26 protein-coding genes are annotated in these 22,873 nt (G+C 53.7%); 11 read left to right on the plus strand and 15 right to left on the minus strand.

Annotated features, from left to right (window positions below; translation table 11 throughout):
- Nucleotides 1-7: 7 nt before the first annotated feature.
- Nucleotides 8-1,513 carry a flagellar filament capping protein FliD gene (gene fliD / locus F3J38_RS14110; RefSeq protein WP_167139363.1) on the minus strand — a complete coding sequence of 502 codons (1,506 nt, stop codon included), beginning with the start codon at nt 1,511-1,513 and terminating at the stop codon, nt 8-10.
- Nucleotides 1,514-1,768: 255 nt separating this feature from the next.
- On the opposite strand from fliD, the gene F3J38_RS14115 reads away from it, so the two are divergent.
- The 3 genes from F3J38_RS14115 (at nt 1,769) to F3J38_RS14125 (ending at nt 4,817) form a co-directional block, all read left to right on the plus strand.
- A complete protein-coding gene (locus F3J38_RS14115) occupies nt 1,769-3,211 on the plus strand; it encodes a flagellin N-terminal helical domain-containing protein (protein WP_167139365.1) in 1,443 nt (480 codons plus the stop codon).
- A 354-nt stretch (nt 3,212-3,565) separates the two neighbouring features.
- Entirely contained in the window at nt 3,566-4,327 is a 762-nt protein-coding gene (locus F3J38_RS14120) for a winged helix-turn-helix domain-containing protein (protein ID WP_167139367.1), read from the plus strand.
- Nucleotides 4,293-4,817, plus strand: coding sequence for a hypothetical protein (locus tag F3J38_RS14125; protein WP_167139369.1), 525 nt, complete (start codon nt 4,293-4,295; stop codon nt 4,815-4,817). The genes F3J38_RS14120 and F3J38_RS14125 overlap by 35 nt, the downstream gene beginning before the upstream one ends.
- 79 nt (nt 4,818-4,896) lie before the next feature.
- Here the strand turns inward: F3J38_RS14125 and fliR are convergent, their stop codons facing one another.
- The 13 genes from fliR to fliF form a co-directional block, all read right to left on the minus strand.
- Nucleotides 4,897-5,673 (minus strand): flagellar biosynthetic protein FliR, encoded by a 777-nt coding sequence (gene fliR, locus F3J38_RS14130; RefSeq protein ID WP_167139371.1) that lies wholly within the window; start codon nt 5,671-5,673, stop codon nt 4,897-4,899.
- A 2-nt stretch (nt 5,674-5,675) separates the two neighbouring features.
- Entirely contained in the window at nt 5,676-5,945 is a 270-nt protein-coding gene (gene fliQ, locus F3J38_RS14135; protein ID WP_167139929.1) for a flagellar biosynthesis protein FliQ, read from the minus strand.
- 10 nt (nt 5,946-5,955) lie between these two features.
- Nucleotides 5,956-6,687 (minus strand): flagellar type III secretion system pore protein FliP, encoded by a 732-nt coding sequence (gene fliP / locus F3J38_RS14140; RefSeq protein ID WP_167139373.1) that lies wholly within the window; start codon nt 6,685-6,687, stop codon nt 5,956-5,958.
- A complete protein-coding gene (gene fliO, locus F3J38_RS14145) occupies nt 6,684-6,965 on the minus strand; it encodes a flagellar biosynthetic protein FliO (RefSeq protein WP_167139375.1) in 282 nt (93 codons plus the stop codon). The genes fliP and fliO overlap by 4 nt, the downstream gene beginning before the upstream one ends.
- Nucleotides 6,965-7,336, minus strand: coding sequence for a flagellar motor switch protein FliN (gene fliN, locus F3J38_RS14150; protein ID WP_167139377.1), 372 nt, complete (start codon nt 7,334-7,336; stop codon nt 6,965-6,967). Before fliN ends, fliO begins: the two co-directional genes overlap by 1 nt.
- Entirely contained in the window at nt 7,326-8,336 is a 1,011-nt protein-coding gene (gene fliM, locus F3J38_RS14155; protein WP_167139379.1) for a flagellar motor switch protein FliM, read from the minus strand. Before fliM ends, fliN begins: the two co-directional genes overlap by 11 nt.
- A gap of 5 nt (nt 8,337-8,341) precedes the next feature.
- Nucleotides 8,342-8,902, minus strand: coding sequence for a flagellar basal body-associated FliL family protein (locus F3J38_RS14160; protein WP_369411007.1), 561 nt, complete (start codon nt 8,900-8,902; stop codon nt 8,342-8,344).
- Nucleotides 8,903-9,001: 99 nt separating this feature from the next.
- Entirely contained in the window at nt 9,002-10,000 is a 999-nt protein-coding gene (locus F3J38_RS14165) for a flagellar hook-length control protein FliK (RefSeq protein ID WP_167139381.1), read from the minus strand.
- Nucleotides 9,997-10,446 (minus strand): flagellar export protein FliJ, encoded by a 450-nt coding sequence (fliJ, locus tag F3J38_RS14170; protein ID WP_167139383.1) that lies wholly within the window; start codon nt 10,444-10,446, stop codon nt 9,997-9,999. The genes F3J38_RS14165 and fliJ overlap by 4 nt, the downstream gene beginning before the upstream one ends.
- Before the next feature lie 2 nt (nt 10,447-10,448).
- Entirely contained in the window at nt 10,449-11,801 is a 1,353-nt protein-coding gene (fliI, locus tag F3J38_RS14175; protein ID WP_205298269.1) for a flagellar protein export ATPase FliI, read from the minus strand.
- Nucleotides 11,802-11,809: 8 nt separating this feature from the next.
- Nucleotides 11,810-12,502, minus strand: coding sequence for a flagellar assembly protein FliH (locus tag F3J38_RS14180; RefSeq protein ID WP_167139388.1), 693 nt, complete (start codon nt 12,500-12,502; stop codon nt 11,810-11,812).
- Entirely contained in the window at nt 12,489-13,475 is a 987-nt protein-coding gene (fliG, locus tag F3J38_RS14185) for a flagellar motor switch protein FliG (protein ID WP_167139390.1), read from the minus strand. Before fliG ends, F3J38_RS14180 begins: the two co-directional genes overlap by 14 nt.
- Complete coding sequence (fliF, locus tag F3J38_RS14190; protein ID WP_167139392.1) at nt 13,472-15,121, minus strand: flagellar basal-body MS-ring/collar protein FliF; 1,650 nt, start codon at nt 15,119-15,121, stop codon at nt 13,472-13,474. The genes fliG and fliF overlap by 4 nt, the downstream gene beginning before the upstream one ends.
- A 183-nt stretch (nt 15,122-15,304) precedes the next feature.
- Between fliF and fliE the strand changes: the two genes are divergently transcribed.
- From fliE to F3J38_RS14230, 8 genes are read left to right on the plus strand one after another with little or no spacing between them, the layout of a single operon-like run.
- On the plus strand, nt 15,305-15,616 hold the full coding sequence (fliE, locus tag F3J38_RS14195; RefSeq protein ID WP_167139394.1) for a flagellar hook-basal body complex protein FliE: 312 nt from the start codon (nt 15,305-15,307) through the stop codon (nt 15,614-15,616).
- Between the two features lie 12 nt (nt 15,617-15,628).
- Nucleotides 15,629-16,474, plus strand: a complete 846-nt coding sequence (locus F3J38_RS14200) for a CheR family methyltransferase (protein WP_167139933.1) — start codon at nt 15,629-15,631, stop codon at nt 16,472-16,474.
- On the plus strand, nt 16,471-17,526 hold the full coding sequence (locus F3J38_RS14205) for a protein-glutamate methylesterase/protein-glutamine glutaminase (protein ID WP_167139396.1): 1,056 nt from the start codon (nt 16,471-16,473) through the stop codon (nt 17,524-17,526). Before F3J38_RS14200 ends, F3J38_RS14205 begins: the two co-directional genes overlap by 4 nt.
- 22 nt (nt 17,527-17,548) lie before the next feature.
- A complete protein-coding gene (gene cheY, locus F3J38_RS14210) occupies nt 17,549-17,935 on the plus strand; it encodes a chemotaxis response regulator CheY (protein WP_167139398.1) in 387 nt (128 codons plus the stop codon).
- A gap of 5 nt (nt 17,936-17,940) precedes the next feature.
- Nucleotides 17,941-18,579, plus strand: coding sequence for a protein phosphatase CheZ (gene cheZ / locus F3J38_RS14215; protein WP_167139400.1), 639 nt, complete (start codon nt 17,941-17,943; stop codon nt 18,577-18,579).
- A 6-nt stretch (nt 18,580-18,585) separates the two neighbouring features.
- Nucleotides 18,586-19,737, plus strand: a complete 1,152-nt coding sequence (gene flhB, locus F3J38_RS14220) for a flagellar biosynthesis protein FlhB (protein ID WP_167139402.1) — start codon at nt 18,586-18,588, stop codon at nt 19,735-19,737.
- Nucleotides 19,730-21,817, plus strand: coding sequence for a flagellar biosynthesis protein FlhA (flhA, locus tag F3J38_RS14225; RefSeq protein WP_167139404.1), 2,088 nt, complete (start codon nt 19,730-19,732; stop codon nt 21,815-21,817). Before flhB ends, flhA begins: the two co-directional genes overlap by 8 nt.
- A complete protein-coding gene (locus F3J38_RS14230; protein ID WP_240155989.1) occupies nt 21,817-22,224 on the plus strand; it encodes a flagellar protein FlhE in 408 nt (135 codons plus the stop codon). The genes flhA and F3J38_RS14230 overlap by 1 nt, the downstream gene beginning before the upstream one ends.
- Before the next feature lie 92 nt (nt 22,225-22,316).
- On the opposite strand, the gene F3J38_RS14235 is transcribed toward F3J38_RS14230, so the two are convergent.
- Nucleotides 22,317-22,865 (minus strand): hypothetical protein, encoded by a 549-nt coding sequence (locus F3J38_RS14235; RefSeq protein ID WP_240155990.1) that lies wholly within the window; start codon nt 22,863-22,865, stop codon nt 22,317-22,319.
- Between the last annotated feature and the right edge of the window lie 8 nt (nt 22,866-22,873).

The raw sequence follows: 22,873 nt of genomic DNA on the forward strand, positions 1-22,873 counted from the left end.
TATTCCCTTACCCTAATCCCGCCAGCGCACCCTGCAATTGCTGACTCATGGCATTGATGTTGGTGAGAGCTTTATCGAGCCGGATAAACTTACTTTGCTGACGCTTTAGACTCTCTTCGATACGCTGTTCCATGCGCTCAATCTGCTTGGCCACGCGCCCTTCTTGTTCTTTGATACCTTTAATAGTGGCAGCAATAATGCCCTCACTCTTAGGAATCGCATCGCTGTCTCCTAAATACGTTTTGAACACTTCCCCCATCTCACCTTTAATGCCCAGCGCCCCCTCTTTGCCAAGGAATAAAGCTTCCACTTCTTTTGGATGATCTTTTAGCGCGGCCTCAAGTTTTTTATTATCAATCGTCAGCGTGCCCAGTAAGCCCTTACGTTCTTCACCGGGTTTGACCTCTTCAAATTTTACCGAAATACCAATACTGGCCAACGACGTGTAAAGCTCACTGGCATCAGAAAAATTCCCTCCTGCGGAGGATTTCAATTGGCTATTGAGGCGGCGCAATGTGCCGTCGCTGAATAACGGACCATTCTGTTTATTTTGCTCCAGCGCCCCCTTTTCCGCTGGCTTATAAGCACTGACACTGGCCGAGGTGCTAAGGAAGCTGTTGTAGTTTTTAACGAATTCCTCGATCAGCCCCTTCACCTTTGACGTGTCCGCCGTCACTGACAGCGTTTCCGATTTAAACTGTGTGGGATCGTCCTTATCTTTTTCGGAGACTTCGCGCAATTCGAAGGTAATACCCTCAATCGCATCGCTGATGGTATTGGTGCTACGTTCGACAGGAATGCCATCAATTTTCATCACGGCATTTTGCGCGGCAGAGACTTGTTTCATCCGATTGGGATCGTAACCGGGCTCACCCGGTATATTGGCGGATTGAGGATCGTAGTTCAGCATGTCTGCCAGTTGGCTGTCACCGCTGACGCTCATCTTGATTTCGCCATCGCTACCGGTTTTCTTGGAGGTCACCACCAGCTGAAACTTGCCGCCCCCCGCGGGCATGACGGAGGCACTGACATCACCATTTTTGGCATTAATCTTTTTGGCAATCTGTACCAGTGACGTTTCATCATCTTTTAATTCTACGTCTAGTGGCTTGCCATTACCGAGGGTGATCGTCAAGGTACGGGAATCTGAACCGTCTCCCAACTGCTCACTGTTGCTGTCTTGTGCGGGTGAGCCAATCTTATGTGCTTTGGCTAATTGCTCAACAATAATCGAATAACTGTCTGGCATTGCCCCCGATCCTGCCGTGGCTTTAAAGGCTTTATTGTCACCCATGCTGACACCATTAAATCCTTCATCCTTGAGTTTATCGAGATTGGATTTGAGGGTGGACAGTGAGCTGGATATTTTCCCCCATGATGATACCTGCCCGTTAAATGTACTTTGCTTGTTTAAGTAAGGATTAAGCTTTTTACTCTCAGCACTTTTTATCTGCTCCATTAACGCTTGAATATCTAACCCTGAGCCGCCAAGTCCTGAAATAGGTGTTGTCATGTTGATGATCCTTGAAAGAATGAGGTGTCAACATTCCCATCGGTACCTTGTCAATTAAGATTAATTATTTACACTCTTTCAAGCTAACTGACGAACAGCCTTTACTGATGCCGCTATTTTCAGCGTTAAGTTGAAAATAAATAAAAATATTTTAGCGATAACACACCTTCCCGATGAATAAAGTATGCGTGAGCTAGAACGCATATTCCAGCTGCCATTATTAAGCAGCATTCACTGGTTAAAAGGATATTGATTATGGCCCAAGTCATTAATACCAACGCACTGAGTCTGATGGCTCAAAATAATTTGAACAAATCACAGAACTCACTGGGAACCGCCATTGAGCGTCTCTCTTCTGGCTTACGCATCAATAGCGCCAAAGATGATGCCGCCGGTATGGCCATCTCTAACCGCTTCACCTCATCGGTACGCGGTCTGAGTCAGGCTACGCGTAACGCCAATGATGGCATCTCTTTGGCACAAACCACGGAAGGTGCGTTGGAAGAAGTGAATGAGAACTTGCAGCGTATCCGTGAGCTGACCGTGCAGGCCAAAAATGGCACCAACTCGAAAGAGGACCGTGAATCAATCAAAAAAGAGATTACCGCGCGTCTGGACGAGATTGGCCGTATTGCAGAATCCACTAACTTCAACGGTGTGAAAATGCTTGATGGATCGCAGCAGAAGCTCTCGATTCAGATCGGGGATAAAGATGGTCAAACCATTGATATCAACCTGCCGAAAATGGATCTCGGTTCGCTGGGGCTGGATACCTTTGCCAAGGACTTTGAAAAAATCATCGATAGTCTGCCAGTGGATTCAAAGTTCACCACTGCAGGCGTAACACGCGCAGTGGATGATCTGATTGATGTGCCCGGTATGGCCGAACCCTTTGAGATGAACGCGACAGAACTGGCCAAGATTACGGCCATTGTGGGCGGTGCAGCCGCAGACACTGAAGTTGTGACCATGGAAGATAGCAAAGGCAATGTGCGCTTCTTTGCGGCTGACGCTGCAAACCCTGGCAGCGCGGTTGAACTGAACATCACCTTCCAGGCGAATGCCACGCCAGGCGATCCTTCTGAAATCGATACCCTTTCAGTGAAGGAAAAAATCACTAATCTGGATTTCGATATTCTGAAAAATGGTCCGAGCGATCTGAAAAACCTGAAGAGCCAAGGCATTGGCGCGCAAATCGGTAGCAAGCTGATTGATGAAGCCACGCTGAACCAGATGTCTAACGACATCTTTGGTGCGGACATGGCCGATACAGAGATGCAGGTCTTCAAAGCAGACAACGGCAGTTACTTTGCCATCAATAAAGACGGTGAAGTGAAATCCTTTACCTGGGATGATGCTGCGGGCCAAGCCACAGGCATTGCTGACGCTACCGAACGCGATAGCCATGAGATTCGCAAAGTCGCCAACCATTTGCTGGCTCGCATGGATAGCGCGATGACCGACGTTAACAGCTTCCGCTCCGATCTGGGCGCAGTTCAAAACCGCTTCGGTTCGATTATCGCTAACCTGAACACCACCGTGATCAATACCAGCGAAGCCCGCTCTCGCATTGAGGACACGGATTTTTCAGTTGAAGTCTCTGCCATGAGCCGAGCCAACATCTTGCAACAAGCGGGTGTTTCCGTGCTGTCCCAGGCGAATCAGGTACCACAAAGTGTACTGAGCCTGCTGCGTTAAATTCTGCTGTTACCTGTCTTCCATATGCATTTTTGCCCTCCTCTGGAGGGCTTTTTTCCATGCAATCACCGCACCTTTACATGAAAAGTTTTAACCATTATTCACGTCAGAAGCGGTCAGTGCGTGATGCAGAATTTGTTAATTGTTGATAGAAAATATCTTTCTCAATCAATGTGAATCTATCGAATAAATAACCTTAATGATTAGAGGGATGTTGATGCTTATGGCCAAAAAATAAAGCCTGATTCACCCACAAAATCTGGCACTCTTAAGCCGCCTTACAGGGGATCGATCACTCGCATTTAAGAAGATTAACGATCGACCCAAACATTACCCTGAATAAAAAAATCCAACATGAACAATACGATCCCTCTCGGTTTATCGGCTACTGTCAACCGGCGTACGCGTCGCCTGATGCGCAATCATGATGGGATGTCTGTGGTGCTTCCGGCCAGCGCCGCACTCTGTCTATATGCTCTGACTGAAGCACAGGGTGAAATCCTGTCCCAAGAACAGCTCATGGATATCGGCTGGCGCCATATGGGTTTTGCTGCCACCGAAAACAGTGTCCGTGTGATGATCAGTAAACTGCGTCGTGCGCTGGCAGCGCTGGAGCTTGATCAACAGGTCACGCTGCTGGCCGTGACACGCAGCGGTTATCGCTTGATTGTGCGCGATGCTGTCCCTGCCGTGCCCATTCCCTTTCCATTGCCACTTTCCCTGCTCGCGCCCGAAACACAGCCTTATCGTTGGAAACGCGCCGGGTTGATCACCGCAGGCGGTATTGCTGCCGGTGTGGTCACCGCGTTAATCGCACAACATCTTTTTCTGCTCACGCCTAAAAAAATAGAATTTGTCACCTGGCAAGGTGAGGCCACCCCTACTGAAAGCCGGGTATGGGTGCCCAAAAATAAGCACACCCAACATGCGTTGATTGAAGCCACGCTGCGAACCTACACCCGCTATGTTTTAGGCCCCGATCAGCCTGCCGCCAAAGAGTTGTATATCACGCTGGGTGTCGCCAGTTCTCAACACCATCAGGGCGTGATTGCCTGTCAACAACCGTTACAGGAAGCCAACAATGCCTGTGAATCTTACTATTTCCGCGTTAATTAAATTACCGCCCCTCGGGCTCTTTTTCTGTGGTGTGTTGCTGGCGCTGATAAGCGTCTTTGGGCGCTGGTGGCTCATCACTTCGCAGTATGCGCAGTGCAGTTTTCCGCTGGTATTTTATGACATCAAAAGTGAGCACGAATGGGTACTGATCAAAGGGGTGTATCGCAGCTACCGCGATGGCGTCCATTCTGGCCATATGAGCTATCTCGGCACGCTGTCCCACTTTGTTGAAGGGGAGCGTATCGCACCCATCACCCCAATTCATCGGGCCGTGTGGTTTAGTGGCTTGTCTCATCACAACCTGTTGAAGCTTAATGTCACCCACCATAGCCGTGGATTGGGCGACAGAAGCAGCGATGACGTCGTTCAGGAGTATGTTTTTCCACATCTCCGGGTGGGTGATGTCAGCGTGATTGCCTTGTACCTGCTTAACGGCAAAGTGCTGGGCACCGGTACAGAAAGCGTGATGCGAAATATTTGCGTCAGGTAGCGGCACGTTTTATCCCACAAGGCTGAACAGGCAAATGCGCATTAAATTGGGCTGTTACCGCGTGGATGGGATCACGCCGTTACCACAGCGCCGCCAGCAACTTTTCCATCTCGGCAAACATGCGTGCCATCAGCCGCATAAAGAATGGCGGTAACGTGTCCGCGATGAGAAACAGCGCCAGCATGCCAACGCCCAGTGTCAGAGGAAAACCTACCACAAAGATCGAGAGCTGCGGCGTTAGACGGTTCAATAATCCCAGTGTCATATTGATGCACAACAGCAGTGTGATGATGGGCAACCCCATCATCAGCCCCTGGCTGAAAATCCCCCCCGCCAGACTCACCACATACAGCAAACCTCCAGCGTGCAATGGCTCGGCATTAACAGGTAAGGTGATAAAGCTCTCTGCCAGTAATGCCAACAGCCACAGATGTCCGTTAACGCTGAGAAACAGCAGCATCGCCAGAAGGTTGAGAAAGCGCGAAATCACCGGTGAGTTACCGCTATTGGGATCAAAGAAGGTGGCGAAGGAGAGTCCCATCTGCATGCCAACGATCTCCCCGCACAGTCGCACTGCGGCGAACAGCAGTTGCAGCGTGAGTCCAAGCGCCGCGCCAATCATGGCTTGTTTGACCAGCAGCCAGACTGCGCTCCACGACATCAGTGACACCTGGCTTTCAGGAAGAGAGGGAGCAATCAGTATGGCAATCAGCACGGCCAGTCCCGCACGTAGCCGTTTGCTGATCACCTTCTCGCTAAAGATGGGGGCGACAAACAGCAGTACCCCGACCCGCATCAAAATAAAAAAAGTGTGGCTGAGATGTGCAGCAAGCAGCTCGGGAGCCAACGCCAGCATGATTAGCCAATCACGTAAGGAAGAGTGGTAAACACCGTGCGAACATACTCAATGAAAATTTTCAGCATCCAGGGGCCAAGCAGGACAGCTACGCCAACGATCATCAGGATCTTGGGGATAAAGGTCATGGTCATTTCATTGATCTGAGTCGCGGCCTGCATAATGCTGATGGCCAGTCCCGTTACCAGCGCGGCGAGTAACAACGGGCCCGCGATCATTAAGCCGACCTTAATCGCCTGCATCCCTAGCATCATGACGCTTTCTGGTGTCATCATTTATCCCTTAGCTATAGAAACTCTGTGCCAGTGAACCCAACAGCAGCTGCCAACCATCCACCAACACAAAGAGCATCAGCTTGAACGGTAGTGCGATAGTGGTGGGCGGCACCATCATCATCCCCAGCGCCATCAGAATGCTGGCGACCACTAAATCAATGATTAAAAACGGGATAAAAATGGTGAAGCCGATCTGGAAGGCGGTTTTCAGTTCGCTGGTGACAAACGCGGGCACCAGGATGCGCAGCGGCACCGCTTCCGGCCCCTCGATCATGTCGACTTTAGCGATACCGGCAAACAGCGCCAGGTCACTTTCTCGTGTCTGATCGAGCATAAACGCACGCAGCGGCTTCACCCCTTCAGTCAACGCCTGTTCCATGGTGATACTGTTGCTTTGCAGCGGCTGCCATGCCGTCTGGTAGATTTGGCTCAACACTGGCGACATCACATAAAAGGTGAGAAACAGCGCCAAGCCTATCAGCACCTGATTCGGCGGTGCGGTTGGCGTGCCCAGCGCATTGCGCAGTAACCCCAGCACGATGACGATGCGGGTGAAACCGGTCATCATCAGCAAGATACCAGGAATAAAGGCAAAGCCACTCAGCAGCACCAGGGTTTGCAGCGGTAATGTCCATCCCGCCGCCTCGGTGGGGCGTGCCAGCACGAGGTCACTGTTTGCGGCACCTGCACTGCTCGCGACAAGCCACAACAGCAGCGCCAACAGGATCCGGCCCGTCATGCATCACCCTCGACTTTTTCCCGACTGAGGCAGGTAATCTGGCTGGCGGTAACCCCCAACAAAAACCGATCTTCACCCACATCCACCAGCACCACCTTTGCCCGCGCGCCAAGCGAAACGCTGGTCAGTACATGGATGCTTTGTTGACTGCGCTGGAAACGCTGTACCCAGCCACTGCGCCGTGCACACCAGGCAAGTGCCACCATCAGCAGCAGTACGCAAGCCAGCGCACCGATAAGCGTCATCAACCCTGATACATCTGGAAGGAGTGGCTTCATTAGCGGCTCAGCCGATGCATGCGTTCAGAGGGCGTGATGATCTCAGTGATGCGTATACCGAATTTGTCCGACACCACTACCACTTCACCTTGGGCAATCAAATAGCCATTGATCAGAATATCCAGCGGCTCACCGGCCAGGCCATCCAGCGCCACCACCGAGCCTTGGCTTAAACGCAGCAGCTCTTTGATGGTCATTTTTGTGCGCCCCAGCTCCACGCTCATTTTGACTGGGATGTCCATGATAAGGCTGAGATCTTCAACTTCTGGGGCCATCGCGTGAGTGGAGGTTTGCTGCTCGTTCAGTGCGTCTCCCCATAGATTGTCGATAGACGGGTCTTCGGCATTCGTCGATGTAGAGTTATCGCTCATGGGGAACTGGCTCCTTGCTTAATGATGACAATGCGGGCTGAATCATCTGCTCAACCTTGAGTGCATATTGGTTGTTCACGGCGCCATACTGCGCGGTAAAAATCGGCACGCCGCCCGCGCTGGCGGTAATACGTTCTTGTTTGTCGAAGCTCAGCACATCGCCTTGCTTCATGCTCATGACGCGAGAAAGTCGGGTTTCCATTTCGGTCATCGTCGCCACGACCTCAAGCTGGGTTTCACGCATTTGGCTTGCCAGCATGCCGCGCCAGTTAGCATCCTCGCTGCGGGTGTGGCTCATCGGTGGATTACTTAACAGCTCACGCAGCGGCTCGATAGTGCTGAAAGGGATACAAATATTAAATTCGCCGCGATGCGAGCCGATCTCTATCGAAAACGGTGTGGTGACCACCACATCATTGGGCGATGAGGTAATATTGGTAAACTTCACCTGCATCTCCGAGCGGATATATTCGGTTTTGATGCTGAAGATGGTGCTCCAGGCGAACTCATAGGCTTCACGCGCCATACTGAGCATGCGATGAATCACACGCTGTTCGGTCGGTGTGAATTCTCTACCATCGGCTTTGGTGGGAAACCGTCCATCACCACCAAACAGATTATCGACGGCCATAAACACCAGTCCCGGTGAAAACGCCATCAGCGACGTACCGCGTAACGGATGTAAATGGATCAAATTCAGGTTGGTTGGCACCGGTAAATTACGCGCAAACTCGTGGTATGACTGAATCTGAATATTCCCGGCAGTGACATCTGGGCCACGGCGCAGCAGATTGAACAGCCCCATTCGGAACTGACGGGCGAAGCGTTCGTTGATGATCTCCAGCGAATGCAGACGCTCACGGATTACACGACGCTGTGTGTGGGGATCATAGGGCGTGATACCCGACGCTTCGGCTTCACCCTGCTGCACTTCGCTATTGTCACTGTCGGCATTCAGCAAGCGATCAATTTCATCCTGAGACAAAAAGCTATCAGACATAATGATTACCGCAGAATAAATTCATTAATTAACACCTCAGCGGGCATAATCATCTGCTGATGCGCCAAGGGCTGACTGAGTTCATGTTGAATACGGCTAATCAGCTGACTTTTTCCTTCATCCGTTGATAAGCCTTCATAAGTCTGCTGCGTAAATAACATAAACAGGCGACTACGATACTCCGGCATAAATTTGCTCAACGTCGCGACGGAATCCGATTCCGTAAAACTCACCGTGATCCCCAAATACAGCACCCTATCGGCTTCATCATCGGTAGGTTTTAAGCTCACCGTGAAAGTATTTAAAGGCACATAAACGGGTTCGACTTTTGCCACCACCACTTGCTCACCCTCTTCAGGAGGCGACGCCATTTTACTTTGCCAAAAAAGATACCCCGCTACACCCGCTCCAGCGATGACCGCCAGAATCAGGAGAATAATAAGGATTGATCGCAGGCGGTTACGCTGTGGCTTATGATTATTTTCTTCATCCATAATGAATATACTCAGAGGTACTTTTAAATAGAATATTCCCGCAACCTTGCTATCTATTGAACATATAAACACGAACAATAAATAACGCTGTCACGAATGATTTTATTATAACGCTTTCAATGTTAATTAAATTAACCAATGTCAATTCACTTCTGACGCTAATTAACCGCTTTACACAAAGGTATTAATTGCACTGCCATTACCTGGTGGTGGCGTTAATAGGGTATTCACGGATTCATCTTCATCACCATGATGATCATGGGTTTCAGACGAGGGCTGTTGTGGCTGAGGCGCACCCCGCCGATCGCCAGTATGCGCATTCGCGCTATCCCCACTGATATTTGCCTGCGCCAGCTGCATACCCGACTCGGCCAGCGCCGCTCGCAGCTGCGGTAATGCTTGTTCCATGGCCTGACGCACCACCGCATGTTCGCTCACAATGTGAATGTGCGCCTGCTCATGCTGCACGCGCAGGGAAATCTGCAGTGAACCTAATCTCTCGGGATGCAGGCGGATTTCCGCATTGTGCACACCGTTGCGACTTAGCGTAACGATGTGCTGGCTGACCTCCTGCTGCCATTGCGGTGACTGCGGTGGCTGATGGATGACGGCGGTGGCAATCAGCGGCGGGGTTGGCACTGAGCGCAAACCGGGCGAGCTCGCCAGCAGACTACTCGGAACCGACTGAACCAGCTCAGCACCCCCTTCGGTGTTAGCGACTGGCATCCCTTCAGTTACTAAAGCAGTGACTGGCGGCGGCTCTGGGTGAACGGCTGGCGCCAATGGCGGCACACCAGAGGTGAGTGGCCCCTGGGGAGACGATTCAGGCGCGGCGGCGTGCTGGATCACTAACTGCTGTAGCTGCCACTGCGGATTGGGTTGATGCGGTTCTGCGGCTGGCTGCACTGACGCAGTATCGGGCGCGGAGGCCAGTCGCGGCTGGATGGCAGATATCAGCGCTGACTGGATAGCGGATGACGACTCGATAGCCGGTGATGGCAGCGGAAGTGCCAGGGGCAGCTCTTGCGTTATCATCGGCACGTCACTCCCCAGCTCGTTAGCCGGCTGTTTTTCCTGCATGAGTTCAATAAACCCTCTGCCGTTCGGCACTTGGGGGTGCAGCAAGGCAAGCAGTTTCCCGCTAAAAAGTGCCGTGAGATCGATTCTCATGGGCGCACACGCCTTTGACTCACTCGCTGGGCGCACTCATCCATCAACTTCTGCTCACGGCGTATTTCCTGTAACGCCTGCGCGCCTTGCCGCCGGTCCAGTAGCGTTTCGAAAGCATTCAGCCGCTGTTTATCATCGATCCAGCGTCGCTTAGCCCGATCAACCGCCTGTTCGCAGCGATCAATGTGGCTCTCATGCTGTTTAACCACGTGACCCAGCGACACAATAAACGCCTGATGATTGATCAGATGTGCCACCGACATGCCTTCCCCCGTCATCCCCTGACGCAATGACTGCTGGTATTCACACTGATAGCTCTGGAGCTTCTGCTGCTGCGCCATCGCCTGCTGCAGACTCTGCTGCACCGTACCCAGCGCTTGTGTCGTCGCGCTGAGTGTCTCTTCTGCTCTGTCTCGCAGCATAACCATCGGATTGGGGTTATTCATCGTCACTCCGTGATGTCAGGAAATAGCTTCGTCAGCGCTGCTGTCGCATCGTCATAACGGTTGCGTTGGTGGATGGCCTGTAGCAAAAAAGCCTCCAGCGCGGGAAAGCGCTCGATTGCCTGGTCGAGCAAGGCATCACTGCCCTGCACGTACGCGCCTACGCTGACCAAATCGCGGTTGCGTTGGTAGCAGGCCAGCAGTTGTCTGAAGCGTTGGATCTTGCGGAACTGCACATGCGGGATCAGCTCAGTCATGGCGCGGCTGATCGATGCCTCAATGTCGATGGCGGGATAGTGGCCACTCTCCGCCAGACGGCGCGATAACACGATATGTCCGTCAAGAATCGCGCGTGCCGCATCTGCTATAGGATCTTGTTGATCGTCGCCTTCCGTCAAAACGGTATAGAACGCGGTGATCGATCCCCCTCCCGCCACGCCATTACCGGCGCGTTCGACCAGCGCAGGAAGGCGTGCAAACACCGAAGGCGGGTAACCTTTGGTGGCGGGAGGTTCACCGATGGCTAATGCAATTTCGCGTTGAGCCATGGCATAGCGCGTTAGGGAATCCATGATCAGCAAAACGTTTAAACCGCGATCGCGGAAATCCTCTGCAATCCGCGTGGCATACACCGCGCCCTGCATACGCAGAAGAGGAGAAACATCCGCGGGTGCGGCGACGACGACTGCCCGCTCACGCCCCGCTTCACCGAGAATATTTTCAATAAAATCTTTCACTTCCCGCCCACGCTCACCAATCAGGCCAACCACAATCACGTCAGCATTAGTGAAACGCGCCATCATGCCCAGCAGCACACTTTTACCGACGCCCGAACCCGCAAACAGCCCCATACGCTGCCCACGCCCCACGGTCAGCAGGCCGTTAATCGCCCGTACGCCAACATCCAGCACGGTTTTGATCGGATCGCGAAGCAGCGGATTAAGTGAAGTCGTGACTAAGTTCGCCAGCGGTTTACCCAGCATGGCACCCCCATCAAGCGGATATCCTTGGGCATCCAGCACTCGTCCCAGTAACTGCGGCCCGAGCGGGAGCTGTTTACCGCCACAGCTATCGCCATCAGACGCATACACGCGTGCGCCGGGCACAATGCCATCCACCTGCTCCAGTGGCATCAGGTAGAGCGTGTGGCCGTTGAAACCAACCACTTCGCTGTCAACAGCCGCTTTGCCCTGCAGAGTTTGCCGCTCCACCCGGCATAGTGCGCCAATCGGTAAAGCCAGCCCGACCGCTTCCATCACCAAGCCAGTGGCGCGCGTCAGTTTGCCGTATTGCCGAAATACCGGTACCGACGCGATTTTGCTTTCAATATCATCCAAGGCGCTGAGCCACTGCCGCAGTTGCTGGCTCACGAGGTGATCTCCTTGCGCATCAGTTGGCACAGCGTCTGCCAGCGTGTTTCCACGCTGGCATCAAACTCGCTGTCCGCCGATGTTATCCGGCAGCCACCGGGAGAGAGTTGTGCATCGCTGTGCAATTGCCATCCTGCCTGTATCAGTCCTTCGGACAGTGCCTGCTCAACCACTACAAAATCATCGGGATGCACATAGAGCTGGAGATTGCCGTGCAGTAAGGCATCCTGCTGCAGCAAATCACGAATCTGCTGCAGCAGCCTGTGGTGATCCACCAAGGTATTGCTGCCGTAAAGTTGCTGCACGGCGGTGAGCGCCAGTTGCACCAGGCGGCCGGGAATCAGGCTATCGAGGTTTGCCATCGCCAGCGTGAAATTCTGCAGCCAGCTCTCCGCCTCGCGCAGCTTGGCCTGCTGCTGTATGCTGGCCTGCTCCATCCCCTGTGCGATCCCCGCTTCGTGGCCTTCGCGCCAGCCGACCTCATAACCTTGCTGATGACCCGCTGCTTCACCCTGCTTTACCCCTTGGCTAAAGCCCTGCTGCTCTGCCTGTTTGCGCAACCGTGCCCATTCAGCTTGTTGCTGCGCATCATTGGGCGTGTTGTCGGTCTCAGGTGGGGCTTCTGGCGATTCATGCAGCAAGTTGTCTGGCTGCCAGTTGCGCCATTGCGCACGATCAGACGTAGGCATCGTCGCTGCCTCCAATCACAATCTCGCCGGCTTCCGCCAGCTTACGCACAATGTTAAGAATGGTTTTCTGCTCGGCCTCGACCTGCGACAAACGCACCGGTCCACGCGAGGCAAGATCGTCGAGGATCAGCTCCGCCTGACGGCGCGACATATTGGCAAGGAACTTGGTGCGCAGTGCTTCATCCGCCCCTTTCAGCGCAATCAGCAGCGTTTCGTTTTCAATCTCTTGCAACAAGCGTTGGATATGGCGATCTTCCATCTCAATAAGATTTTCAAACAGGAACATCTCATCGATCAGTTTCTGAGCCAGCTCCTGATCGTACTCACGCACCGCTTCAATGGCGGACGTCTCCTGCTGTGTCTTCATCAGATTGAGGATTTCTGCCGCAGGGCGCACGCCACCCATTTTGCTGCGTTTAATGTTTTGACCATCGAGCAGGTTATTCAGCACTTCAGTCAGTTCCTGCAAGGCTGCGGGCTGCACCCCGCCGAAGGTGGCGATGCGCAGCATGATGTCGTTGCGCTCGCGGTCTTCGAACTTACCCAACACGTCGGCGGCCTGATTGCGCTTGAGGTGCACCAGGATGGTGGCGATGATCTGCGGATGTTCTTCGCGAATCAGATCAAACACCGATTGTGGCTCCATAAAGTTGAGCGTCTCCATCCCATTGCTGCCCTGCTGCGTATCCAGCAGGTCCTCCAGCAAGGAACTGGCACGATCTTCCCCCAGCGCTTTCACCAGCACACTGCGCAGATATTCATTGGTATTAAGGCTGAGCGCCGCATATTCACTGGAGTCATTTTCAAACTCCTGCAACACGGCGGCCATCTGGTTATGGGTAAAACCGGCCATGTTGACCATGGAACTGCCGATCTGCTTCACTTCATGCGCGTTCAAATGCTTGAAGACTTCTGCCGCCAGCTCATCACCCAGTGTCAGCATCACGATGGCGCTCTTTTCTGCCGCATTCATTGCCGCACCTCCTTGTTCATCCACTGTCGAATCACCAGCGCAATGACCCGTGGCTCCTGCTGTGCCATTTCACGCAGTTGCTGCGTGCTGAGTTCCGTATTGATGCGCTGCTGGGCGCGAGAGCGAGCATCGTTTTCAGCCGCATGTTTTTTGGCGGCCAGCGCCTCTTCTCGCGCCTCTTTTTCCATTTCCATCTCACGCAGTCGGGTCTGCTGGTGGCGTTCCCAGCTGGGTTGCACCAGTTTGCGCCACATCACCCAAGCGATGATCGCAATCACCAGATAGCGGAACAGGTTCATCAGCAGCGTATGGAAGCTGGCCTGCTGCCAAAGAGGAGGCGCAGACTCTTCAACCACACCATTGAAGGGCGCGTGCATGATGTTGATGCTGTCACCGCGTGCCGCGCGATAGCCAATCGCCTCCTGCACTAAGGTGTTGATACGTGACAGCTGTTCTTCGCTCATGGCAGTGACACTGCCCTCATCGCCCTGTGGCAGATGATTAATCACCACCGCAACGGAGAGGCGCTCAATACGACCCAGACTGGATTTGCTGTGAATAAGCGTACGATCGAGTTCAAAGTTGGTGGTCTCATCGTTGCGGTTGTTATACGGCTGGCCTGCGGGGCGCTGTGCCTCTCCTGAACCCAAGGGCTGGGTTAGCGGCGCGGTAGCGGGCGTCGGCGGTTGATGGCTGAGCGCGCCAGGGACACCGCCCACGCCGCGCTGATTGCCCTGCTCCGCCTGGCTGGCCTGACGGCTGCGGATCGCCATTTTTTGTGGATCGGCATTCGGCTGATACTGCTCTTGCGTTTGCTCAAGTTGGGTAAAATCAATCTGCGCCGTGACCTGGGCACGCACATTGTTTTCCCCCACCAACGGGGCCAGCATGCGCTGAATGCGCTGCTGATAGTCACGCTCAATATCGTTGGTGTATTTAAGCTGTGAGGTTTGTAAACCCCGCATGCCGCTCTGCGTCAGTAGATTGCCGCGCTGATCGACTATCGTGACATTTTCAGCGGCCAGATCCGTGACCGCGCTGGCAACCAGGTGGGTAATCGCCACCACCTGGGCGTCATCGAGTGTGCGTCCTTTGACCAGATTGACGCTGACCGAAGCCGTCGGCTGTTTCTTGTCTCGCACGAACATCGACGGTTTGGGCACCGCCAGATGTACGCGCGCTGACTGGATCGGACCAAGATTCTCAATGGTCCGCGAGAGTTCCCCCTCTAACGCACGTTGGAAATTCACCTGCTCGCTAAACTGGCTGATACCAAATTTTTCCTGATCCAGCAGTTCAAAACCCACCGCGCCCCCCTTGGGTAAGCCAAGCTGGGCCAGCTTCATGCGTGCCTCATGTACCAGCCCATCCGGCACGCGAATCACGCCACTCGACGCATCAATGCGGTAAGGCACATTGAGCTGAGTCAGCTGTGCCACGATGGCACCGCCGTCTTCATCACTGACACTGCTGAATAAAATGCGATAGTTTTGTTGATTGGCCCATAGAGCCAGCGCAATGATTACCGAGAGCGTTGCCGCAGCTGCAATAACAAACAGCAGCTTCGGGCTGGTACGCAACGATAATAGCGCGGACTTTATTTGTGCGGCCGGATGGTGGTTTAAATCCTTTAATGTGGCACTCATGCCGCCTTCCTGTAAAAAGAGTATTGAGTCATCAGGAATATTCAGACGAACATTATTAACTGAAATAAATTTATTTTAATGCGCAATAAGGTAAAAGTTGTGCGGGCTTATTGGATTTTATGTCCTCCCGATGCAAATGATATTCTGCCAACATCTACTATGACTTATATCAGGATGTGCAACATGTCAGTGACTTTATTGCGCGGCGTACTCGATCAAATTCAATCCCAGGCACAACAGGTTGCTGGGAAGCCCTCAACTCGTCAAGACGCCCCTGCGTTCTCCGATGCCTTAATGACCAGCATCAATGAGATAAATAAAACGCAAATTGAAGCTAAGAATAAGACACAGCAGTGGATGTCCGGCAGTAGCGATATCGGATTAAATGATGTGATGTTAAGTATGCAAAAATCGTCTATTTCTTTTAGTTTTGGCATGCAAATGAAAAATAAAATAGTGGGCGCTTATCAGGAAATAATGAACACCCCGGTATAAGGCCAGATGGCTATGCGTGAAATTACCCCCATCACTGAACGCTTATTACCGGGAATGTTATGTTTAAATGAGCGCGAATTAGCGCGACTGGCAAAACTTATTTATGCGCGCGCAGGCATCGTCGTTAATGTGCAAAAAAAAGAGATGATATTTAATCGCCTCTCACGACGGGTGCGAGAACTCAGCCTGACGACGTTCTCACAGTATGCGGCTCTGCTGGAATCCCATCCTGAGCACCCGGAGTGGCAAGTCTTTATCAATGCCTTGACCACCAATCTGACGTCGTTTTTTCGCGAGTCGCACCATTTTCCGATCCTGGCGGAGCATGCCCGTTTACGGCCAAAGGATTACCGCGTGTGGTGTACCGCTGCCGCGACAGGCGAGGAGCCCTGTTCGATAGCGATGACGCTGGATGAGGTACTCGGCGCTGGAACGCGCGTCTGGGCCTCGGACATCGACACCGAAGTATTAGCGAAAGCACAGGCAGGCATTTATCGGTTTCGCGACATTCAAATGCTCACCCAGGCACAGAGGCGTCACTATTTCCTGCGCGGCGCGGGCGAGCATTACGCGAACGTCAAAGTGAAGCCGGCACTGCTGGCGAGTATTCAGTATCAGCAGATTAACCTGCTGGATGAGCACTGGCCGCTGTCGCAGCCGTTCGATGCCATCTTTTGCCGCAACGTGATGATTTATTTCGATGCCACAACCCAGTTGCGCTTGCTTGAACGCTTCGCCCGCTTGCTGAAACCCGGCGGTTTGCTGTTTGTCGGCCATTCCGAACATTTCAATCATCCCGCGCTGCCACTCAGGCTACGTGGGCAATCAGTGTACGAACGCATGGAGGATTTACGTTGAAACGGATACGCGTGATGGCAGTGGATGATTCGGCATTAATGCGCAACATGCTTAATGCCATCGTTAACCAGCAGGCCGATATGGAGATGGTTGCCACCGCGCCCGATCCGTTGATTGCTCGCGACCTGATCAAACAGCTCAACCCAGACGTGCTGACGCTGGATATCGATATGCCACGTATGGATGGGCTGGACTTTCTCAGCCGGTTAATGCGGTTGCGGCCGATGCCGGTGATCATGATCTCCAGCATGACCACGCGCGGTTCGAGCGCCACGCTGAATGCCCTGGAGCACGGTGCTGTCGATTTTATTCCCAAGCCGGGCAACCAGATCCCAGGCGATCTGGCGGTATGGGGCGCACTGCTGGCCGACAAAATCCGCGGTGCTGCGAAAGCCAATCCCAATCGCTACCTGAACAGCGCCACCGTGGGAGCCGTATTACCCGGCATCAAAACCGATATCACCCAAGTGATCGCCATCGGTGCTTCCACTGGCGGCACCGAAGCGCTGCGCTGCGTGCTGACACAGATGCCCGTGAGTAGCCCTGGCATCGTTATCGCTCAGCATATGCCCGCCGGCTTCACCCGTTCTTTCGCCCAGCGTATGGATACCCTGTGCCAGATAGCCGTACGAGAAGCCGAGCATGGCGAGCCGCTGATGCCCGGCAATGCCCTGATCGCTCCCGGCGATCGCCACATGACCTTGGTGCGTCGCAGCAGAGGTTATGAGGTGCATATCGACGAAAACGCGCCCGTAAATCGCCATCGCCCTTCTGTCGATGTGCTGTTCGACTCCGTGGCGCAGCAGGCAGGGAAATTCGCCAGCGCTGCCATCCTGACCGGAATGGGTAATGACGGTGCGCGCGGTTTACTCACCCTGCGCCAGGCCGGCGCCTGGACAATGGCACAGAACGAAGCGAGCTGCGTAGTGTTCGGCATGCCACGTGAAGCCATTGCGTTGGATGCCGCTTGTGAAGTGGTGGATTTGGACGTGGTGAGCCAGCGACTACTCGACAGTTTCAACAACAACCTACAACGAAAGCGAGCCGATTAAGCCGGTTCAGGAGAGCACTCAGATGTCAGATAAAAACCTGCGTTTTCTGGTAGTGGATGACTTTGCCACCATGCGACGCATTGTCCGTAACCTGCTGCAAGACCTTGGCTATCACAATATTGAAGAGGCGGAAGACGGTCACGACGCCCTCAACAAGCTGCGCGCCGCCGAGTTCGACTTCGTGGTCAGTGACTGGAACATGCCCAATCTGGATGGACTGGAACTGTTAAAAGCGATTCGCAGCGATGCGGTGATGGGCAAGCTGCCGGTGTTAATGGTGACTGCCGAAGCCAAGCGCGAAAACATCATTGCTGCCGCCCAAGCCGGTGCCAATGGCTACATCGTGAAACCCTTCACCGCTGCCACGCTGGAAGAGAAGCTCGGCAAAATTTTCGAAAAGTTGGGGTAACCGCCATGAGCTCACCACCGGATATACAGAGTGAGAACCCGAAAGACCTGTTTATACGCATCGGCCAACTCACACGTCTGCTGCGCAACAGCATGGCCAGCTTGGGTCTGGAGCAGACCATCATTGAGGTGGCGGATACCTTTCCCAACACGCGCGATCGCCTGCGTTACGTGGTGAGTAAAACTTCTCAGGCGGCCGATCGCGCCTTGACCAGCGTCGAAGCCGCGCGCCCTCTTCAGTTAGCGTTGAGTGAGAATGCCGCGGTGCTCAGCCATCGCTGGGATGACTGGTTTGTCGATCCCCAATCTCTTGATCGGGCGCGTGAACTGGTACAGGACACGCGTGCCTATTTGCAGAGCGTGCCGGAGATGACCCAGCAGACCAACGCTCAACTCACTGAGATCATGATGGCGCAGGATTTTCAGGATCTCACCGGACAGGTGCTGCAAAGTCTGATGCAACTGATCGACACCATTGAAAAAGAGCTGATCAGCGTATTGGTGGAAAACATGGGCGATCGCGAACCCATTGAGGATCAGGGAGAAGTGCAGTTGAAGAATGGCCCACAGATCGACACCACCGCGCAGGGTATTGCGGCTTCGCAGGAGCAGGTTGACGATCTGCTGCAATCATTGGGTTTCTGATGCGCCATGTCTGAGCAAAGTGATAACGAGAAAACAGAAGACCCCACACCCGAACGTATCAAAAAGTCGCGGGAAGAGGGCCAGGTTCCGCGATCCCGCGAGCTGACGACCCTTGCCATGCTGCTGGTGGGTTGGGGAATGATGATGGTGGGAGGTCATCATCTGGCGCGCTCGTTGCAGCATCTGCTGCATAACGGCCTGGCCTTTGATCGCCTGCTGGTGCGCGATCCACAGCATATGCTGGATCAAGCCGGATCGCTGCTCGGTATTGCCTTTCTGGCATTGCTGCCGCTGGTGGGCGGCCTCTATCTCACCGCGTTGACGGCACCGGTGATCATCGGCGGCCTGAACCTCAGCAGTAAAGCGATCAAGTTCAATGCCAAGAAACTGAACCCGCTGTCGGGCCTTAAACGCCTGTTCTCTGCGCAAATGATCTCAGAGATGGTGAAAGCCATTCTCAAAGTGCTGCTGGCAGCGGTGGGCGGTGCTCTGTTCCTGATGCTGAGCAAACACAAGTTGATCGGCTTGATCGATGAACCGCTGAACATGGCGCTGCAAGACATCAGTCAATTACTGATGTTCTGCATGCTCGCCATCATCCTGTCGCTGATCCCGATGGTGATGTTCGACGTGATTTATCAATTATGGAGCAACTGGAAAAAGCTCCGCATGAGCCGACAGGACGTTAAAGACGAATTCAAAAAGCAGGAAGGTGACCCGCTGTTGAAAGGTCGTATCCGTCAGTTGCAGCGTCAGATGGCTCAACGCCGCATGATGAGTGACGTCCCAACCGCTGATGTGGTGGTCAATAACCCCACGCACTATTCGGTGGCGCTCAAATATCAGGAAGGCAGCATGGGCGCGCCCGTGGTGGTCGCGAAAGGCAGCGGCTTGATTGCCCTGCGCATCCGCGAGTTGGCCGCCGAGAATGGCGTTCCCATGCTGGATGCCCCACCGCTGGCGCGTGCCTTGTATCGCCACTGTGAGACCGGCGCGCCGGTCCCCACCGAACTGTATAACGCCGTGGCAGAAGTGCTGGCCTGGGTTTATAGCCTGCGCCGCTGGCGCAAGGGCTATGGCACCCGTCCATCAAGCCCGACCCATCTGCTGGTTCCCGCCACGCTAGATTTTGCCCAAGAGAGTGAGAGTGATGGCTAATATCGCCACAAAACTACGTTTGCCCACCTTGAGAGAGACGCAGTGGCAGCTGCTGGCTGGGCCAGTATTGATCATGACCATCCTGGCGATGATGATCCTGCCACTGCCGACTTTTGTGCTGGACCTGCTGTTTACCTTCAATATCGTGCTGTCGATCATGATCCTACTGGTCGCCATGTTCACGCAAAAGACGCTGGAGTTCTCAGCGTTTCCGACGGTGTTGCTGTTCTCAACGCTGCTGCGGCTGGCGTTGAATGTCGCCTCGACGCGCGTGATCCTGATGCAGGGCCATACCGGTGCCGATGCGGCAGGCCAGGTGGTCGAAGCCTTTGGTCACTTCCTGGTGGGTGGCAACTTCGCGATTGGCATCATCGTATTTATCATCTTGATCATCATAAACTTTATGGTTATCACCAAAGGTGCGGGGCGTATCGCGGAGGTCGGCGCGCGTTTCACCCTTGATGGGATGCCCGGCAAGCAGATGGCGATCGACGCCGATCTCAACGCAGGCCTGATCGGTGAAGAGGAAGCCAAGCGACGCCGTAAAGAGGTGACGCAGGAGGCGGATTTCTACGGTTCGATGGATGGTGCCAGTAAATTTGTGCGTGGTGATGCGATCGCCGGATTGATGATCATGGCGATCAATATCATCGGTGGCTTGATCATCGGCGTCATGCAACACGATATGTCAGTGGGTATGGCAGGAGAAACCTACACCTTGCTGACCATTGGCGATGGCTTAGTGGCGCAGATCCCAAGCCTGGTGATCTCCACTGCGGCAGGTGTGGTGGTGACCCGCGTGGTTAACGATCAGGATGTTGGTGAGCAGATGGTGGATCAACTGTTCACCTCTTCACGCGTGTTACTGCTTTCGGCCGCCGTGATTGGCTTGTTGGGGCTGATTCCCGGCATGCCGAACCTGGTCTTTCTGCTGTTTACCGCCCTGTTACTCGGAATGGCTTGGTGGTTGCGGGGCCGTGAAGATGCACAACGATCCTTGGCGGGCGCGGTTCACGCGCGCGTTGAGTCGGAGACTGCGCAGGTGAATGAGGCCAGTTGGTCTGACGTACAGATGGAAGATGAGCTGGGGCTGGAGGTGGGATATCGGTTGATTCCTATGGTGGATCAAGAGCAGCAAGGCCAGTTGCTCAACCGCGTGCGGGGTATTCGCAAAAAATTCGCGCAGCAGATGGGCTTCTTGCCGCCCGCGGTGCATATTCGCGATAACCTCGATCTGGCGCCCACGCATTACCGGATTCTGTTGAAAGGCGTGGAGATCGGCCACGGCGAGATCCAACCCGATCGCTGGATGGCGATCGACCCCGGCTGCGCCGAAGGTGATGTGCCGGGCACGCCCTGCAAAGAACCGACCTTTGGCTTACCCGCATTGTGGATCGATGAAGTACAACGTGAGCTGGCTCAGACGCTGGGCTTTACGGTGGTCGATCCCAGTTCAGTGGTCGCCACCCATCTTAATCATCTGATCGCCACCCATATAGAGGAGCTGTTTGGTCGCCAGGAAGCGCAGCAGTTGCTGGATCAGCTCACCAAGCATGCGCCAAAACTGGTGGAAGATCTGATCCCAGCAGTGATCAGCCTGACCACGCTGCATAAAGTGCTGCAAAACCTGTTATCGGAACGTGTGGCGATCCGCGATATGCGCACCATCATCGATACGCTGGCGGAATTTGCCACCGCGAATAGCGATGCCGATGAGCTGACGGCACGCGTGCGCGCCCGCTTGTCACGTGCCATCACCCAGCAATGGTTCCCCGGTGACGTGGATATTCAGGTTATCGGTCTGGATTTGTCATTGGAGCAGTTGTTGGTACAAGCCACGCAAAGTGGTAGCGCCATTGAGCCGGGTATTGCCGAGAGCCTGATGAAACAGACTGAACAGGCACTGATGCACCAAGACGGATTGGGTGCACCGCCGGTGCTGTTAGTCAATCCGGCGCTGCGTCTGATGCTGTCTCGTTATCTCAGGCGAATGTTCCCGCAAATGGCGGTGCTCTCCAGTCAGGAGATCAGCAGCCAGCGCAATGTGCGGATGACATGGCTGATTGGCGGTAAAGCCTGATGCGCGGCTGGATGTGGTGCGGGTTGCTGGTGATATCTCCGTTAGCAATGGCCGCAGACGGTTCATGGAGCAGCAGCAGTTTCGGCGGCATGCTGTCACAAGGTAAGCAGACCCTCAAAAGCCGCCCGGTGCGGCCCGATATCGCACCGCCGCCAGGTGCGATCGCAGCCACACTGGCATGGCGTATCACGACAAATGGAAACCTGCCGATGGGATTTCGGGTGCAGGTATGCGGTGGCAATCGCTGTGTGCGTTTATCAGGATTAAGCGGTGAAATGGCCCTGCCCGTCGGCTTCCCGGCGAGTGGGCCACTTTGGTTTGAGTATGTTTCAACCGTGCGCGGCGCGATTGCGCCATCGGTGACGATATTGAGTAATCAGGTGACGCTGGGGTATCGGATGAGATGAAATTTTATTTGGCGTTTAATGAATCAAATGACCGGCTTCCCGCTGATTCATTCACCTCCACCTTTACCATTAATCCGCATAGTTTCTATACGTCATCGTTTTACCACCGATAGATTCTGGCGCTGAATATTGAGTTGCTTGCGCCAGACTCTGTTGTGTAAATAGAGCGCATTGGTGCGGAAAAATATGTCGCTATTCATGCATTTCACACTACAGCCACTGAAAATCAATCCCAAAAGCGAGCTGATAACGAACCACAAAGGGCGTTCAGCACCGAATAATGCCGGGATAAATGCTGTCAGAAAGAAAAGAGCAGCGACCAGTACCGTCAGGGCAATCATTCCGAGATAAATTTTTATCGCTAACAAAAAGCCTCTTGAAATGAATACCATCGCCGTAACGGTAATGAAGCTAAAAAGCAGTGAGACAGGAACGACAGCGGCCATCACGGCGTATTTCGGCAAGCCCAACCAACTGAAAAACGCTAGCCAGATAAAAGGCTGAGGAAAGGCGAAACTCACAACTGCGAGGATCATGCTGGAGATAAGCGGTAACCCCACCATATGCCAGCCAGCGGGTAGCTCGAGGCGACTCTTCAAACGGTCTTTCAGTTTTTCAAGCTTCGCGGGATCGTTGGTCATTATTTTTT

It is taken from the genome of Candidatus Pantoea formicae (assembly GCF_011752625.1).
Lineage (GTDB): Bacteria > Pseudomonadota > Gammaproteobacteria > Enterobacterales > Enterobacteriaceae > Pantoea > Pantoea formicae.

What these genes read in the sequence shown, in the direction of transcription:
- F3J38_RS14165 (WP_167139381.1), bottom strand. Translation starts at nt 10,000, where the DNA reads ATGAGAATCGATCTCACGGCACTTTTTAGCGGGAAACTGCTTGCCTTG.
- fliO (WP_167139375.1), bottom strand. Translation starts at nt 6,965, where the DNA reads ATGAAGCCACTCCTTCCAGATGTATCAGGGTTGATGACGCTTATCGGT.
- F3J38_RS14115 (WP_167139365.1), top strand. Translation starts at nt 1,769, where the DNA reads ATGGCCCAAGTCATTAATACCAACGCACTGAGTCTGATGGCTCAAAAT.
- fliE (WP_167139394.1), top strand. Translation starts at nt 15,305, where the DNA reads ATGTCAGTGACTTTATTGCGCGGCGTACTCGATCAAATTCAATCCCAG.
- cheY (WP_167139398.1), top strand. Translation starts at nt 17,549, where the DNA reads ATGTCAGATAAAAACCTGCGTTTTCTGGTAGTGGATGACTTTGCCACC.
- F3J38_RS14230 (WP_240155989.1), top strand. Translation starts at nt 21,817, where the DNA reads ATGCGCGGCTGGATGTGGTGCGGGTTGCTGGTGATATCTCCGTTAGCA.
- fliF (WP_167139392.1), bottom strand. Translation starts at nt 15,121, where the DNA reads ATGAGTGCCACATTAAAGGATTTAAACCACCATCCGGCCGCACAAATA.
- fliJ (WP_167139383.1), bottom strand. Translation starts at nt 10,446, where the DNA reads ATGAATAACCCCAATCCGATGGTTATGCTGCGAGACAGAGCAGAAGAG.
- flhA (WP_167139404.1), top strand. Translation starts at nt 19,730, where the DNA reads ATGGCTAATATCGCCACAAAACTACGTTTGCCCACCTTGAGAGAGACG.
- F3J38_RS14200 (WP_167139933.1), top strand. Translation starts at nt 15,629, where the DNA reads ATGCGTGAAATTACCCCCATCACTGAACGCTTATTACCGGGAATGTTA.
- F3J38_RS14180 (WP_167139388.1), bottom strand. Translation starts at nt 12,502, where the DNA reads ATGCCTACGTCTGATCGTGCGCAATGGCGCAACTGGCAGCCAGACAAC.
- flhB (WP_167139402.1), top strand. Translation starts at nt 18,586, where the DNA reads ATGTCTGAGCAAAGTGATAACGAGAAAACAGAAGACCCCACACCCGAA.
- fliG (WP_167139390.1), bottom strand. Translation starts at nt 13,475, where the DNA reads ATGAATGCGGCAGAAAAGAGCGCCATCGTGATGCTGACACTGGGTGAT.
- fliN (WP_167139377.1), bottom strand. Translation starts at nt 7,336, where the DNA reads ATGAGCGATAACTCTACATCGACGAATGCCGAAGACCCGTCTATCGAC.
- cheZ (WP_167139400.1), top strand. Translation starts at nt 17,941, where the DNA reads ATGAGCTCACCACCGGATATACAGAGTGAGAACCCGAAAGACCTGTTT.
- F3J38_RS14125 (WP_167139369.1), top strand. Translation starts at nt 4,293, where the DNA reads ATGCCTGTGAATCTTACTATTTCCGCGTTAATTAAATTACCGCCCCTC.
- fliM (WP_167139379.1), bottom strand. Translation starts at nt 8,336, where the DNA reads ATGTCTGATAGCTTTTTGTCTCAGGATGAAATTGATCGCTTGCTGAAT.
- fliQ (WP_167139929.1), bottom strand. Translation starts at nt 5,945, where the DNA reads ATGACACCAGAAAGCGTCATGATGCTAGGGATGCAGGCGATTAAGGTC.
- fliP (WP_167139373.1), bottom strand. Translation starts at nt 6,687, where the DNA reads ATGACGGGCCGGATCCTGTTGGCGCTGCTGTTGTGGCTTGTCGCGAGC.
- fliR (WP_167139371.1), bottom strand. Translation starts at nt 5,673, where the DNA reads ATGCTGGCGTTGGCTCCCGAGCTGCTTGCTGCACATCTCAGCCACACT.
- fliD (WP_167139363.1), bottom strand. Translation starts at nt 1,513, where the DNA reads ATGACAACACCTATTTCAGGACTTGGCGGCTCAGGGTTAGATATTCAA.
- F3J38_RS14235 (WP_240155990.1), bottom strand. Translation starts at nt 22,865, where the DNA reads ATGACCAACGATCCCGCGAAGCTTGAAAAACTGAAAGACCGTTTGAAG.
- F3J38_RS14120 (WP_167139367.1), top strand. Translation starts at nt 3,566, where the DNA reads ATGAACAATACGATCCCTCTCGGTTTATCGGCTACTGTCAACCGGCGT.